Annotated in this window: 12 protein-coding genes and 1 riboswitch; of the genes, 6 read left to right on the plus strand and 6 right to left on the minus strand. The window is 37.2% G+C overall.

What is annotated here, in order from left to right:
- Positions 1 to 250: 250 nt before the first annotated feature.
- Positions 251 to 826, plus strand: a complete 576-nt coding sequence (locus CS937_RS18985; RefSeq protein ID WP_099160025.1) for a superoxide dismutase family protein — start codon at positions 251 to 253, stop codon at positions 824 to 826.
- Positions 827 to 873: 47 nt separating this feature from the next.
- Here CS937_RS18985 and CS937_RS18990 read toward each other — a convergent pair whose 3' ends face one another.
- Positions 874 to 2,043 carry a MalY/PatB family protein gene (locus tag CS937_RS18990; protein WP_099160026.1) on the minus strand — a complete coding sequence of 390 codons (1,170 nt, stop codon included), beginning with the start codon at positions 2,041 to 2,043 and terminating at the stop codon, positions 874 to 876.
- A gap of 285 nt (positions 2,044 to 2,328) precedes the next feature.
- Positions 2,329 to 2,715: a S1 domain-containing post-transcriptional regulator GSP13 gene (yugI, locus tag CS937_RS18995; protein ID WP_099160027.1), complete on the minus strand. Its 387-nt coding sequence runs from the start codon at positions 2,713 to 2,715 to the stop codon at positions 2,329 to 2,331.
- A 108-nt stretch (positions 2,716 to 2,823) separates the two neighbouring features.
- Between yugI and CS937_RS19000 the strand changes: the two genes are divergently transcribed.
- Positions 2,824 to 3,228, plus strand: coding sequence for a YugN family protein (locus CS937_RS19000; protein ID WP_099160028.1), 405 nt, complete (start codon positions 2,824 to 2,826; stop codon positions 3,226 to 3,228).
- Here the strand turns inward: CS937_RS19000 and CS937_RS19005 are convergent.
- A complete protein-coding gene (locus CS937_RS19005; RefSeq protein ID WP_099160029.1) occupies positions 3,217 to 4,218 on the minus strand; it encodes a potassium channel family protein in 1,002 nt (333 codons plus the stop codon). The two genes, CS937_RS19000 and CS937_RS19005, sit on opposite strands and share 12 nt — an antisense overlap.
- 108 nt (positions 4,219 to 4,326) lie before the next feature.
- Positions 4,327 to 4,881 (minus strand): thioredoxin family protein, encoded by a 555-nt coding sequence (locus CS937_RS19010; RefSeq protein ID WP_099160030.1) that lies wholly within the window; start codon positions 4,879 to 4,881, stop codon positions 4,327 to 4,329.
- A 304-nt stretch (positions 4,882 to 5,185) separates the two neighbouring features.
- Here CS937_RS19010 and CS937_RS19605 point away from each other — a divergent pair, with 304 nt between their 5' ends.
- The 4 genes from CS937_RS19605 (at position 5,186) to CS937_RS19025 (ending at position 12,990) form a co-directional block, all read left to right on the plus strand.
- The gene (locus CS937_RS19605) at positions 5,186 to 5,353 is read left to right on the plus strand and encodes a hypothetical protein (protein WP_176555890.1); all 168 of its coding nucleotides are present in this window, start codon (positions 5,186 to 5,188) and stop codon (positions 5,351 to 5,353) included.
- 191 nt (positions 5,354 to 5,544) lie between these two features.
- Positions 5,545 to 6,603 carry a M20/M25/M40 family metallo-hydrolase gene (locus tag CS937_RS19015; RefSeq protein ID WP_099160031.1) on the plus strand — a complete coding sequence of 353 codons (1,059 nt, stop codon included), beginning with the start codon at positions 5,545 to 5,547 and terminating at the stop codon, positions 6,601 to 6,603.
- 692 nt (positions 6,604 to 7,295) lie between these two features.
- On the plus strand, positions 7,296 to 11,630 hold the full coding sequence (locus CS937_RS19020) for a S8 family serine peptidase (protein WP_099160124.1): 4,335 nt from the start codon (positions 7,296 to 7,298) through the stop codon (positions 11,628 to 11,630).
- A gap of 454 nt (positions 11,631 to 12,084) precedes the next feature.
- A riboswitch (FMN riboswitch) is annotated at positions 12,085 to 12,236 on the plus strand.
- 166 nt (positions 12,237 to 12,402) lie between these two features.
- On the plus strand, positions 12,403 to 12,990 hold the full coding sequence (locus CS937_RS19025; RefSeq protein ID WP_176555892.1) for an ECF transporter S component: 588 nt from the start codon (positions 12,403 to 12,405) through the stop codon (positions 12,988 to 12,990).
- 204 nt (positions 12,991 to 13,194) lie between these two features.
- Here CS937_RS19025 and CS937_RS19030 read toward each other — a convergent pair whose 3' ends face one another.
- Both CS937_RS19030 and CS937_RS19035 read right to left on the minus strand, forming a co-directional pair.
- Positions 13,195 to 13,572 carry a hotdog fold thioesterase gene (locus CS937_RS19030; protein WP_141554384.1) on the minus strand — a complete coding sequence of 126 codons (378 nt, stop codon included), beginning with the start codon at positions 13,570 to 13,572 and terminating at the stop codon, positions 13,195 to 13,197.
- An 18-nt stretch (positions 13,573 to 13,590) separates the two neighbouring features.
- Complete coding sequence (locus CS937_RS19035; protein ID WP_099160033.1) at positions 13,591 to 14,526, minus strand: 1,4-dihydroxy-2-naphthoate polyprenyltransferase; 936 nt, start codon at positions 14,524 to 14,526, stop codon at positions 13,591 to 13,593.
- Positions 14,527 to 14,673 lie beyond the last annotated feature (147 nt).

Consider the following 14,673-nt stretch of genomic DNA (forward strand, 5'->3'; position numbering starts at 1 on the left):
AAATATACGTATACTCCTGCGGGAGGAAAGGCATAGGTGAGACCTCGCTGTGCGCCAGCACGAGGAGGCTCAACAGCTCCCCGCGGAAAGCGAAGTATATTTTCGGAGCGGATTATAGCTCCAACCATTATACATTCGGATTTTTCTTTGGTTATAACACTTTTGTCTTAGCCTCTTTTTTTTGGTTCATAATTCTGCTGCTTTTGTGGATACTACATAGAGAGCATATACAAAAAAAGGAGTAGCATAAATGCGTTTATTATTAATAATAGCAATATTATTATTATCCTCATGCCAAAGTGATGGCGAGCGAACGACACGTACAATTGATATGTATAATTCATCAGGGGATATGATAGGAACTGCTGCTTTAACTGAAAAACCGGATGGTGTTCAGGTGAAATTAAAATTGGAAGGGCTAACACCAGGTTTTCACGGGATTCATGTACATGAATATCCAAGTTGTGAAGGTCCAGATTTTAAAAGTGCTGGAAATCATTTTAATCCAGAAGGAAAAGAACACGGATTAATGCATCCTAAAGGACATCATTTAGGAGATTTACCTAATATTGAAGCAGATGCAGGAGGACTTGTTGATACAGAATTAATGCTGGCGGGTGCGACACTTTTAGATGGTAAGAAGTCGATATTACGTGGCGAAGGAACGTCTATCGTTATTCATGATGGTCAAGACGATGGGGTGAGTCAACCTGGTGGTGATTCAGGTACACGCATTGCTTGTGGTGAGTTAAAAACGGATCCGAAAAGTGATTCAGAAAGTTCCCCTACAGACCCAACAAAATTTAATGATAAGCAAGAAAAGTAAAGCAAGCTGACCCTCCCTTTGTGGTTGGATCAGCTTGTATTGATTGATTATCTATTCTTTAAAGCGTTAATAATACGTTTTACGCCTTCTTCAAGTGTCTCCCTTGGGCAGGCGATATTAATCCTCATGAATTGTTCGCCTTCTTCACCATATTCAACACCTGCATTGAGTCCAACTTTAGCTTGTTTAATCATGAATTGCTTTAATGACTTACTATCCATTTGCATTCCACTGCAATCAATCCACAATAAATAAGTACCCTCTGACTGGATTACATTAAGTTCATCAGTGTGGGTCTCAAACATAGCAGTTACATAATCTCGATGTTCTTTTAAAATTCCTCGTAATTCATCAAGCCATTGCTCTCCATATAGATAAGCGGCTTCCATAGCGGTAGTAGCCATAGTGTTCAACATATGGTGACCTTGTTTGCCTAACTGCTCGTTTATGAGATTTCTCCTCTCTTTATTTGTTGTGATAATGTATGAAGCTTGTAATCCTGCTAAATTAAAAGTTTTAGAAGGTGACATACATGTGATTGTTTGCTCAGCTATTTCATCTGAAAGAGATGCAATTGGGGTATGATGCTGTCCGGGATAAATAAGATCTGCATGAATTTCATCAGATAAAATTAAAACATCATATTTAAGACAAAGACGGGCAATTTTCTTCAATTCAGCCTTAGTCCAAACTCTACCTACAGGGTTATGTGGCGAGCACAGTATAAATGCTTTTACACCTGATTTCAATTTTTCTTCAAAGTCATTAAAATCAATGTGATAGTAATTATTTTTTAATACTAAGGGATTTTTTATAACTTTTCTGTTATGTTGTTTAATCACATTATAAAAAGGAGTATAAACCGGTGTTTGAATTAGAACCTTTTCATGCGGTTGTGTAAATGCTTGAATTGCCATATGTAAACTTGTAACCACACCGGGACTAAAAGAAAGAAATTCATGTTTAATATTCCATCTATGGCGCTTGGAAACCCAATTAATAATAGAATCTTTAATATCTTTATCAGTAACTGTATAGCCAAAAATACCATGTTCCGCACGTTTTATTAAAGCGTTATTAACAGCTTCTGGGGCTTTAAAATCCATATCAGCAACCCACATTGGTAAGATGTCATCAGTTTGGAAAACGGGTTTTAACATGTCCCATTTTACGGATCGTGTATTCTTTCGGTCATGTAGTGTATCAAATATTCCCATTCGGTATTCCTCCCAGTATTTACTTTGCCTACCTTAATTGGCAAACCTATTTGTAAAAAGTTCATTATATTTCAATTATATCGTAAAAACACACAAAAAAAAGCAAAGCGCTTATACGCCTTGCTTACAGGGGGAATACGAGAAAGTCTTACAGTTATAGTATTACCCTGTTGTATAAAAGATAAACCCATTTCAGTAAAAAATAACAATTTTTATTAAAAAGAGGTAAACGGACTGTATAAGAATACGATTCTATACATGAGTAAACCTCGTTTCTAAAAAATATTAATTTTTAAAAGTGCCTTCACGATCTTCTGACTGTTCAATCCATTCTTCTAATTTGTCTTTTAACGTATTGAACCCAGTAGTTGAATTATCTTGTTGTTTTGCAGGTTGGGCTTTTGGGGCTTTTGGACTTTTCTTAGGTGCCTCTTCAGTTGCGCGAATAGATAATGAAACTTTATTCTTCTCCTCATCTATGTTCAAGATTTTAACTTTAACCTCGTCTCCTACAGTTAAATGATCATTAATATCTTTTACATAACCATGTGTTACCTCAGAAATATGAACTAAGCCTTGAATTTCATCGTTTAGGGATACAAACGCACCGTATGGTTGTATTCCCGTTACCTTTCCTTCTATAACTTGACCAGTCTCAAACTTGTCTGTCATGCTGAACAACTCCTATAACTTATTCGATTCTTTTTACACAATAAAATATTTTAGCATAAATAATGATTTCAAGCAAAAAATAATAAAAAAAGTGAAAGGAAGAGGTAAATGGTTCCTATAGAATCAAAAATAGAACATACAATTTTCCCGTTATATATTCTAGAAGATTTGCTGAAACCAGAAGGATTCGTTATTGGGTCAAACTGGGACTATGAAAAAGGCTATTTCGATTATAAAATTGATGATAAAGGTGTTTATTATTATTTAAGAATTCCCTTTTATGCTGTTGCAGGCTCACTTGATTACCCAGGTGTAACGGTACGTGTAGATAAACCTTTTCTTCTAGCGCATGAATATCAGAAAGGATATGATGAAACAGGAATAGGTGGTGCAGTACGCGGAGCGTTTGACCAATTTCAATCACCGACCAACCCCGATACTGATGTTCCAAGTGAATATGTTGAAATTGGAAAAGATTTAATGCAAAAAGTGGAGAAAATTTTACTTCCATGAGGAAAAAGTAAGAATTATATCTCCTTTTTTCATAATAAAATTGTGGGAAGGCTTGATATTCCATTCTTCTTCCCGAATAATTCCAAAGGGCAGATGATTTTTTTTAAGAAAAAAATGTATTATGTCCATAAAAGGTTTGTTTTCAAATTCTCCAGGCAGACGTGTATGGGAAAAGTGTTGAGTCAGTAATAGCTCCAATATAGTCTCGACAGGTTTTGTTGTTTTAGGGTTGAAAAGTTCATGGTAAAATAAGGTGCTCATAAAATCATTTGATCCGATTGTCGTATCTGCTCCAGCCCTAATCGCATTATCAACCTGAGCAGTTGAGAGTATTTCTGCAATAATCCGCACGTTTTTGTTATTACCTCTGATGGCAACTGTTGTTAGGATAGTATTAACATCTGCTTGGCGTTCTTTTTTTGTAATATCCGCTGTAATAATAACACTTTCTGCCAAATCGATACGTGCCCGTTCTAATGTAGTATCCTCACTGGGATCACCGTGAATAAAATGTACCGGGAATTGTTGGTATGGCAAATGGGATAACGTACGATCGATTAATACAATTTCAACTTTATTATTTTGCTTTAAAGTCATGTTAAGTAAATGTCTTGTTCGCTCATTCCAGCCAATAAAAATAACATGATTAGTTCCTTTAAATGCAACCTTTCCTTTTGATAAATCCTGTTCATGTTTAATTGTTGCGGCAGATATGGTGGTAATATAAAACGTTAATAGCCCACCACCAGACAAAATTAATAGTATACCGACTACTCTTCCTGGAATCGAAAGCGGAACATAATCGCCATAACCGACAGTTGCCCCTGTAACAAATGCCCACCATATCCCGTCAAAAATAGAAGGGAATTCTGTAGGCTCGATAAAATGAATAACTATACCAAAAAGAACCATTGTAATAAAAATGGTTAATAAAAGTCTAACTACAACAGGAAGCCGAAAATATATATGTTTAAATAATTCAATGCTCATTTTTTCACCTTATTTTGTCTAAGTATACGTTATTCATTAGTATAGACAAACACAACATTTACTTATACAAAAACGAGGCATCCGAATAAGATCGGTTGCCTCGATAAATCATTTTTTCGCTATCGCCCGTTTCAAACTTTCGTATACTTCATCCCAAAAATCAGAGTTGTCACGAAATGCCTTTGTCATAAACATGAGCATTTCTTTGAACTTCTCTTCATAATCGTCATTACCTTTGGCAGGCAGCTCTGATTTAGAGTCATCTGCAAATTGTTGGATTTTTTCGGCACGCGGTCCCCATTTTGCAACTTCATTACCATTATCATCAATAAAAATAAATATTGGAATCGAACGAGATTTTCCGTTTGTTAGATAGTTATCCATTAAATCTAAATTCTGATCGCGCAAAAGCATCCGGACGTCTATGTTCGTTTGTTCAGCTATACGAAGTAAAATGGGGATATTTAGCATTGCATCTCCGCACCAATCCTCAGTTAAAACGATCACACGAAGATTCTTCTTTTTTGTTGCCTGAAAAAATTCATCATCGTCAGGAGGAGTAAAATTATCATATATGTGCAGCAGATTCTCCTTGTGTTTTTCCATCGATTCAATATATGTATCAGGTGAAATTCCTTTTTCGAACCAATCATTTAATGTCATTTTCAGTACACTCCTTATTCGTATTTGATAAAATTTTATCCAATACAAACAAGTACGTAAACAAATGTGCTCTCTTTAATTTAAGCTGTTTCCTAAAAGAGTATTGTTATTACACAAAAAACATAGAAAGCGACATAAACACCAAGCAAAAATTTTACTTTTATACTAATGACATCCTGGGGAGATGATGCTCGGTAGTAGAGCGTGAACATCAGCAGTAGAGCGTGAATATCAGCAGGAGAACAGGAACATCAGCAGTAGAGCGTGAATATCGTCAGGAGAGCGTGAACATCAGCAGGAGAGCGTGAACATCAGCAGGAGAGCAGGAATATCAGCAGGAGAGCAGGAATATCGGCAGGAGAGCGTGAATATCGGCAGGAGAGCAGGAACATCGGCAGGAGAGCAGGAACATCGGCAGGAGAGCGTGAATATCAGCAGGAGAGCAGGAATATCGGCAGGAGAGCAAGGATAGCAGCTGCTCCGGAAATCGTAGTGTATACTGGCTGTGGGAATAACAGCTACATAAGATAACTTACGTCGCATTTTATTGAGACTACGAATACAAAATTTACGAAAAGAGCCTTAATTTAATTTGTATGATAGTATGGAAAAAGATAAAATAAAAATCAAAAATTGGCAACGATTACAAGGAGGAATTTTTAAATGGAACAAGTGAACAGAGACTTTTTATTAGAGTTATTACATACTCCGTCACCCTCAAGTAATGAAATGGAAATTCAAAAGAAATGGATTAAATATGTAGAGACTTTTGCAGATGAAATAAGGACAGATAATGCTGGAAATGCAATTGGTGTATTGAATCCTAATGCACCATTTAAGGTGTTATTGGCAGGGCATTGTGATGAAATCGCGCTTGTGATCAACCGCATCGATGACAATGGATTTTTGCATTTTGATAAAATGGGTGGTATTAATCCAAAAGCAGCTGTTGGTATGAAGACAACGGTATTGGGAAATTACAAAACGATCACAGGTGTAATTGGTGTTAACGCACAGCATCACGGTGGTCTAAAAGATGACTTTGGTCTTGAAGATTTGTTTATTGATTGTGGATGGAAATCAAAAGAAGAAGCAGAAAAGTATGTGCAAATTGGTGATCTTTCTGTATATAAAACAGACCCTGAAATATTGATGGATCGCTATGTTTCTGGTCGAGGTTTAGATAATAGAACAGGATCATTTATTGTTGCAGAAGTACTTAAACGATTGTCTGAAGAAGGGTGTAATGTTGGTGTATATGCAGCAAGTACCGTAAATGAAGAAACAAATATGGGTGGGGCATATTTTGCTGCAGCAGGTATTGAACCAACAATGGCAATTGCCTGTGATGTTACATTTGCAACAGACTACCCCGGTGTTAACAAAAATAAGCATGGTGATGTGAAACTAGAGAAAGGACCAGTTCTTGCAAAGGGTGCTCCAATCAATATTAAAATTAACAAACTTTTGGAAAAAACAGCCAGAAAATGTAACATAAATGTTCAATATGAGTTGACACCTAGAATGACAGGAACAGACGCAGATAAAATGCGATTAACTGGCAAGGGTGTTCCGGTATCACTTGTATCATTGCCTTTACGCTATATGCATTCTCCAGTAGAAACAGCAAGCTTAAAAGATATGGATGAAGAGATTGAATTACTTGTTAAGATGATTGCTGGATTATCTGGAGAGGAAAGTTTAAATCCGTTGGAGGATTAAAAATTTATTATCTATAGTAATACGAAAAGCCTTAATCTTTTTTGTCCGATTAAGGCTTTTTCTTATTTGGGCCATTAGTATTGTGAGTGCTATTTCACACATGACTAATTAATGCTTTTCTAGACAATTTTTATATCGAAAAAGGTAAAAAGGGACTAATTTCCAGTTCAATTTAATAATTCAATTGTGGATTTTAGAGAAATAGATAGGTTTATTTATGCATTTTTTCCAACTGCAGTTAAATAATGGATAATAGATTAATAGTCATGTAATCTAATAAAACCTTATATGGTATATGTCTTGATTTATATGTGATTAATTATGCGACAGTGGTGATAGGACTTTTGACTAGAAAATAGATAAGAGAAACAGTTCTTATCTATCAATTTAGAAAATTCTGATCAAAAACGACAAAATTCGACACAATTTTTTGTTGCAGTATATTATAGTCACATTAACAACGAGAACAAAACAAACGGCACGCTAACAGCTGAGACCTACTTAAACTATTTATTAGTAAAGGAGGGGAGCTAAGGGTGTCTTTTTTGTTGAATTTGGCATAGATGTGTTTTTTTAATCTATTCAAAGACAACAGTCATTGCATTGTTTTTCAAAATTCGGGAGGAGGAAACAAGTTGAGAAAAAAGAAACAACGTCAAGTCCGCTTCTTTAGTATAGTAGCGTCACTACTCATGATATTTTCTTTAATAACACCAAGCATGGCAGGCGCTGAAACAAATGAGAAGTTGTATCGTTCGTTAAATGACTCCCAGACTAATGCAAAAGTAAAAGTTAGTGATCGACTACTAGATGAATTTAAAACAGATGACAAAGTTACATTTTTGATTAAATTCAAGGAAAAGGCAGACACGAAAAAGATCGCTAAGGAAGCTAGATCGAGTGCTACAAAGGCGAATGTAACTGCACAAAAGGCGGAGCTCATTCAACGTTCTGCGGTCGTCTCTGAGTTAAAATCTACTTCTTTAACATCACAACAAAATGTAAAGCAATATCTTGAACAGCAATCTGAAAAAGGGAATGCAAAAAATATTAAATCGTACTATATCGTAAACGGTATGGCGGTTACTGCAACAAAAGAGGTTGCGCAAAAGATTGCATCGTTTCCAGAAGTTGAAAAGATCTTGCCGAATGAAACTCGTGAGTTGTTTTCTAAAGTAACAAAAGACGCTAAAACACCTAAGTCAGAAATAGCTAATGTTGAGTGGAACGTAGAACGTGTTGGCGCACCGCAAGTATGGGAAATGGGGATTGATGGTACCGGAACAGTTGTAGCAAGTATTGATACAGGTGTTCAATGGGATCATCCTGCCCTAAAAGAAAAATACCGTGGTTATGATGCAGCAACAGGTGAAGTAGATCATGACTTCAACTGGTTTGATGCAACTGCTGGCCAGTCAGAACCATACGATGATATTGGCCATGGTACGCATGTTACAGGAACGATGGTTGGTAGCGAACCAGATGGGTCTAACCAAGTTGGGGTTGCGCCTGGTGCTAAATTTATTTCTGTTAAAGCGTTCACGGCAGCTGGCGGTACAGACGCTGACCTACTCGCTGCTGCAGAGTGGATTTTAGCTCCAACAGATGCTGAAGGAAATGCTAGAGTTGATATGGCTCCAGATGTTGTTAACAACTCATGGGGTGGCGGACCAGGTCTGGATGAATGGTATCGGGATGTTGTTATCAACTGGAGAGCAGCGAATATATTCCCTGAGTTTTCAGCTGGTAACACAACTCTAACTAATCCAGGAGGACCAGGTTCAGTGGCTACACCAGCAAACTATCCTGAATCTTTCGCGACTGGAGCAACAGATATTAATGATGTAGTTGCAGGTTTCTCACTACGAGGACCTTCCCCGTATGATGAAATTAAGCCTGACATTTCAGCACCTGGAGTAAACATTCGTTCTTCCGTACCAGGCAGTAACTATGAAGGTGGTTGGAATGGAACATCGATGGCGGGTCCAGCGGTATCTGCTGTAGTCGCATTGCTTCGTCAAGTTGATGCTAGCTTAACTGTTGATGAATTAGAAGAAATTATATTGAATACAGCAACGCCATTAACAGATGAAGAATATCCAGAATCACCTAACAATGGTTACGGCTATGGATTAGTAAATGCGTTTAACGCAGTTTCATCTATAGAGAACGGACTTGGAACATTACAGGGTAACGTTACTAAAGAAGGTGAAGATAACGAGGCTCCAACATTTGAACACGCTGCACCAGCAGAGACATATGCTGGAATGGATTTAAATTTAAATGTACAAGTTAATGATAATGTGAGTGTAGCATCGGTTGAATTAAAGTACCAAGATAACAATGGTGACTGGCAGACAATCGAAGCAGCGCGTACGTCCGGTGATTTCAAATCAGGTGAATATTTGGCAACAATCCCTGGTGATCAAGTTGACGGCGATTCATTAACATACAAGTGGTTGATAAACGATTTTGGTAATAATGAAGTAGAAAGTGATGAATATGCTGTTGAGGTTAAACCTGGTATTTCAGTAGGTTATTCAGAAGACTTTGAAGCAAATCCTGTTGGCTGGACATCCTTCGGTGAAGCTAACAGCTGGGAATGGGGTGCACCAACTTCAGGTCCAGGAAGTGCTGCATCGGGCGAAAATCTCTATGCTACCAATCTAGCAGGCGAATATGAAAGTAATATGAATGCAACACTTGTTATGCCACCGATTGATCTACCTGAAGGAAATTCGTATTTACAATTTAATCAATGGCATGATTTAGAAAAATACGACTCAGGAACAGCTTATGATTTCGGTCATGTGTTTGTATCGACAGATCAAGAAGAATGGACACAGCTTATGAGAGTGGAAGGTACAACAACTGATTGGGAAAGTGCTGAAGTTGATTTATCAGAATATAGTGGCCAACGAATCTATATTGGATTCAATGTAACAACAGATGGTAGTGTTTCTAGAGAAGGATGGTATATTGATGATGTTACATTGTCTGATACTTCTCAAAGTAGCAAAGCATCTTTAGGAAAATCTAAAGGGAAAGATAAAGATAAAAAAGACAAAAAGGACTTGAAGAATGGAATTAGCCTTAGTAGCAACAGTTTAGGGGTAATTAAATCAAAAGATAAAACAGGCGTAAAAGAAAAGGTAAATCCAGCCAAAATTCAACCGGAATTACCTAAAAAAGAAGATCCTCCTGCGGCAGAGGATGTAATTAATCCTACCTTACTTCCAATTGGTGCGCAAGTAAGTGTATTAGAGAGTGGGAGATCTGTTAATACAAATCCTGAAGATGGATCTTACTCATTAACACATCCAGCTGGAACATTTACTGTACAAGCAGGGGCTTATGGTTTTGTCTCTGAACAACAAACGGTAACAATTGAAGACGGTGGAGTTGCTGAAGCCAATTTTACGTTAGATGAAGTTCCACAAGGTACTGTTACTGGTACAATAACAGACCAGAAAACAGGTGAACCTATTGAAGGTGCGACAATACTTCTTGTCGAAGATGCTAATGTCACACCGGTTGAAACAGATGCTGAGGGTAATTATTCAATTACAGCATACGAAGGTACGTACACACTTAAAGTAATGGCCCGTGATTATCATAGTAAAGAAGTTGAAATCACCGTTGACGGTGAGAACGTTGAAGCCGATGTTGAACTGGAACCTTTCTACACATATCCTGGTGGAGAAATTGGATATGATGATGGGACAGCAGAAAACGCTCGTGCTTTCTATGATGCAGGTAATGGATGGGCTGTAAAAATGTCCTTACCAGAAGGAAAAGAATCAGCTGTCGTAACTGATGGAGTATTCCGATTCTGGGATACAGAATGGCCAGTTCCAGGTGGGACTGAGTTTGCAGTTGAGGTATGGGATGCATCTGGTGAAAATGGATTGCCTGGCAAGAAACTTGCTGGACCAATTGATGCCGAAGCCTTGCGTAATGGTGAGTGGACAGTAGTTGATTTAAGTGAACACAACATTATTGTTGATGGGGATTTCTACATGGTCTATATCCAAACGAATGCAAATCCAAATACACCTGGTTTAGCTACAGATGAGAGTAGTACAAATGCCGAACGAAGCTATCAATACGTCGGTGGGGCATGGTCACCTTCACCAGCTGCTGAAGGAAACTATATGATTCGTGCACGTGTTAGTTATGAAGTAAGTACCCCAGTCATTACTTCACCTGAAGAAAATTTCACGACTAGTGAAAAGAGTTTAACAGTTGAAGGTAATGCTTCTCCTACAACAACTATTCAATTGTTGGACAATGGGGAAGAGGTAGGGACTGCAGAAGTTGGCGACGATGGAAAATTCGCTATCCCTACTGAGTTAGACGAAGGTGAAAATGTCTTTAAAGCAGTATCTATACTTGATGGAGCTGAAACTGGCGAGTCAGATCCGGTTACGGTAACGTTAGATACGCAAAAACCAGAGCTGACGATTGATAATCCTGAAAATGGGGATAAGTCAAATCGTGAAACGGTAACGGTTGAAGGTACAGTTTCAGATGCTAACTTAGACTGGGTTAAAGTAAACGGTCAAAAGGCAAGAATTTCGGATGGAAGCTATTCTAAACGAATTTTGCTTGACAATGGTGAAAACCAAATAAGGGTCGTTGCTAGAGATGAAGCTGGTAACAAGACTGTTAAGAAAGTAACATTAGATGTTAAATACAATGCACCAGAAATTGAAAGCTTAACACCGACAGAAGATAAATATCTTCAAGCAGGAGAAAGTGTAAAAATTGAATTTGATAGTGAACCTGGATTAGATGCAACATTCTTTATCCATTTGCCACTAACAAATGCTCGTGCACAGGTTTCAAACGCCACTGAATTGCCAATGATGGAAACTTCTGAAGGACACTATGTTGGATATTGGACAGCAACAAGTAGTGTTGAAGCAGAAGGTGCTGTCATCGAAGTGAAAGCTGTCGATGATTATGAGAATGAGACTCTTAAACAGGCTGAAGGTAAATTATTTATCAATGTTGGTGGTGAGTAATCTTTAGCAGATTTTTAAGAGGTGTGGAAGTAAAATTCTTCCACACCTCTTTTTTATATAAAAGCTACTTTCTAAACGATTGTTGTTTTTACGCAAAACACATAAAATGCGACGTAAATGCTGGAATATTTTCTTAAGTAAGTCCAATTCTCGCCCTGCCGTCCGGGATTGCTTTGGGCGGATGCGCACCTTAGGGCACGGCCTCAGCTCCCTCAAAAAAATCACTCTGCTGGGTCTTCGGGCACGTGCTGTTCTGAGCAGGAGTCACCACCTCCACTCACCCGGACTAGCGAGTGTATTTTCCGGAACGGCGACTTTAGTATTAACTTACGTCGCATTTTCTGTAAACTACAAGGTTAAAAAGCAACAAAAATTACAAATTAAAGAGATCCAAACATATCTCTTTTCAAACTGACGAAACCATTGTATAATACATCTAACAATAACATATCGATTCCATCTTCGGGGCAGGGTGCAATTCCCGACCGACGGTAATGAACAGCATTATTTGTTCTAAGTCCGTGACCCGCAAAAGCATCTCGCTAAGCGGCTGACCTGGTGTGAGTCCAGGACCGACAGTTACAGTCTGGATGGGAGAAGATGTCGAGCTGAAAATTGGTGCGTTCTGCGCCTTTATTTTCCTGTATATATTTATATACCCTATAGCCCCATTAGGTTTTAGGGTTTTTTGATGTTTAAAAAGAGTGCAGGAAATAAGCCTATCCTTCATCACGAGATGGGAATCGATAATAGATGAAGGAGGAAGTTGATGATGAAAAAAACAAATATGCAATCATCAAAGTTATTTAAACTAATTGTTTTAGCATTAATGGGGACTATTTCGCTCTTATTATTTCTTTTGAACTTTCCTGTGTTACCGGGATTTGGATACTTAAAAATTGATTTTAGTGATATCCCAGCTTTAATAGCTGCACTAATTTTTTCACCGCTTGCCGGTGTAATTGTAGAAGCGATTAAAAATGTCCTGTATTTAGCTATTGGCGGTGGTGAACCTGTAGGGGTAACATCAAATTTCTTGGCGGGTGTCATGTTTATCATACCTGTAGCTGTTTTGTACCATAAATATAAAAGTGTTAAAAGTATTGTATTAGGTTTAGTTGTTGGTACAGTTATCATGACAATCGGCATGAGTATATTAAATTATCTTGTATTTTTACCTATATATGCATGGTTTATGGGAATGGAACAGATGAAAATTGAAAGTGTTAAATGGTATACAGTAATAGCAGGAATTTTACCATTCAACGCAATAAAAGGTATTATAGTCGGAGCATTATTTGTTCCAGTATTTATTAAAATGCGTAGTTGGATTGAACAGAAACAAGTAAATGTATTATAAAATACGAAAGCTAATCCTGTGAGGATTAGCTTTTTCTTTGATGGATATTATCATAGTCGGTTAATGCACGACAGGTTTATTAGGGTAGAGTAGGGGACACGTAGTAATTTGTTGATCAAGTTTCGATCTCAAATCATGTAAGCGCCTTTCAAAAATGTTTACGTTGTTTAGTGCTTATTTAAAAAAATCCTCTTTATGAAATTATTATTTCTTCGCAACAATTCCTATCGTACAACGTGATACACAGATTAGATTATTCGTTTCATCGACAATTTTAATTTCCCAAACCATCGTCGTTTTTCCTTTATGAAGGGGGATTGCTTTGGCTGTAACGATACCTTCCCGTTTACTTTTTACATGGTTTGCGTTTATTTCGATACCGAATACGTTAAATTTTTCGGAGTCTACATTTACATAGGAACCAATGCTTGCAGCAGTTTCGGCAAGTGCTACATTTGCACCACCGTGTAAATATCCTGCTGGTTGATATGTCCTTTCGTCAACAGGCATTTTCATGATTACTAAATCTTTCTCAAGTGTGTTCACTTCGATTCCTAATGATTCCATTAGTGTATTCTTCATATCCATCCTATCGTCTCCCTAAATAAACTTACTGATTAGCAGTGACAATCCTAATAAAAATCCAAAGATAGTATTTGTTTTTCCCGTTGCGACCATTGCAGGAAGCATTTCAATTGGTTTGGTTTTTCCTTGAAATTTATTAATTACTTCAATTGCTTTTATAACACTTAAAAGGGTAATCAATGACCAAATTGGAAGCATACTGCTAATGACAAAGTAAACTGTTAATACATATGCAGTAATAAACAAAAGAGCTAGAAAGCGAATTGCATTTTTCCGTCCTATTAAAATGGCGATTGTTTTACGGCCATTTTCTTTATCACCATCTAAATCCCGTATATTATTAGATAGCATAATACTTCCGATAAAAATAGCTACTGGAATTGATATCCAAATAACGGTACTGGTGATTGTTAGTGTTTGAATGTAATAACTTATACCAATAATTACGGTTCCCATAAAAAAACCAGCTGAAATTTCTCCGAATGGTGTGTAAGCTATTGGGAAAGGACCGCCAGTATATAAATAACCAAATAGCATACTTACCAAACCAATAACTGCAATCCACCAGCTTGATTCCATACAAATATAAGCCCCAAGTAATATAGAAATTCCAAAGAATGCAAGGGCGAGTCGTAAAACGGTCTGAGCTGAAATACCATCACGGACAATTGTACCGCCAATTCCTACAGATTCTTCGTTATCGAGTCCGCGAACATAATCATAATATTCATTAAACATATTGGTAGCAGCTTGAATAAGCATAGAAGCAAGTAACATTGCTAAAAATAAGAATATATTAAATGAGTCGTCTACATATCCAAGCATTGTACCAACAAAAACAGGTACAAACGATGCTGTTAACGTGTGTGGACGTAATAAACGCCACCAAATTTGAAACCCACCTTTTTCATTTAAGGCTTGTTTAATAGTTGAATTATTTGTTGTTTGCATGATGTTCTCTCCCCTGTTTACTACAATATCACATTAAGTTTAGGCAAATCGTCATAGGGTGTCAATTATGATTTCTTGAGAAACATTGAAAAAGAGAATAAAATAGAAATGATAGTTTTATGATTTGTTAGTGTAACGGAGGTTTAT

Source organism: Virgibacillus ndiopensis (genome assembly GCF_900187325.1).
In the GTDB taxonomy this organism is placed as follows: domain Bacteria; phylum Bacillota; class Bacilli; order Bacillales; family Amphibacillaceae; genus Virgibacillus_E; species Virgibacillus_E ndiopensis.

Bases quoted from the DNA above. Each gene is read 5' to 3' on its own strand.
- CS937_RS18985 (WP_099160025.1), top strand. From the start codon at position 251: ATGCGTTTATTATTAATAATAGCAATATTATTATTATCCTCATGCCAA.
- CS937_RS18990 (WP_099160026.1), bottom strand. From the start codon at position 2,043: ATGGGAATATTTGATACACTACATGACCGAAAGAATACACGATCCGTA.
- yugI (WP_099160027.1), bottom strand. From the start codon at position 2,715: ATGACAGACAAGTTTGAGACTGGTCAAGTTATAGAAGGAAAGGTAACG.
- CS937_RS19000 (WP_099160028.1), top strand. From the start codon at position 2,824: ATGGTTCCTATAGAATCAAAAATAGAACATACAATTTTCCCGTTATAT.
- CS937_RS19005 (WP_099160029.1), bottom strand. From the start codon at position 4,218: ATGAGCATTGAATTATTTAAACATATATATTTTCGGCTTCCTGTTGTA.
- CS937_RS19010 (WP_099160030.1), bottom strand. From the start codon at position 4,881: ATGACATTAAATGATTGGTTCGAAAAAGGAATTTCACCTGATACATAT.
- CS937_RS19015 (WP_099160031.1), top strand. From the start codon at position 5,545: ATGGAACAAGTGAACAGAGACTTTTTATTAGAGTTATTACATACTCCG.
- CS937_RS19020 (WP_099160124.1), top strand. From the start codon at position 7,296: ATGATATTTTCTTTAATAACACCAAGCATGGCAGGCGCTGAAACAAAT.
- CS937_RS19025 (WP_176555892.1), top strand. From the start codon at position 12,403: ATGAAAAAAACAAATATGCAATCATCAAAGTTATTTAAACTAATTGTT.
- CS937_RS19030 (WP_141554384.1), bottom strand. From the start codon at position 13,572: ATGAAGAATACACTAATGGAATCATTAGGAATCGAAGTGAACACACTT.
- CS937_RS19035 (WP_099160033.1), bottom strand. From the start codon at position 14,526: ATGCAAACAACAAATAATTCAACTATTAAACAAGCCTTAAATGAAAAA.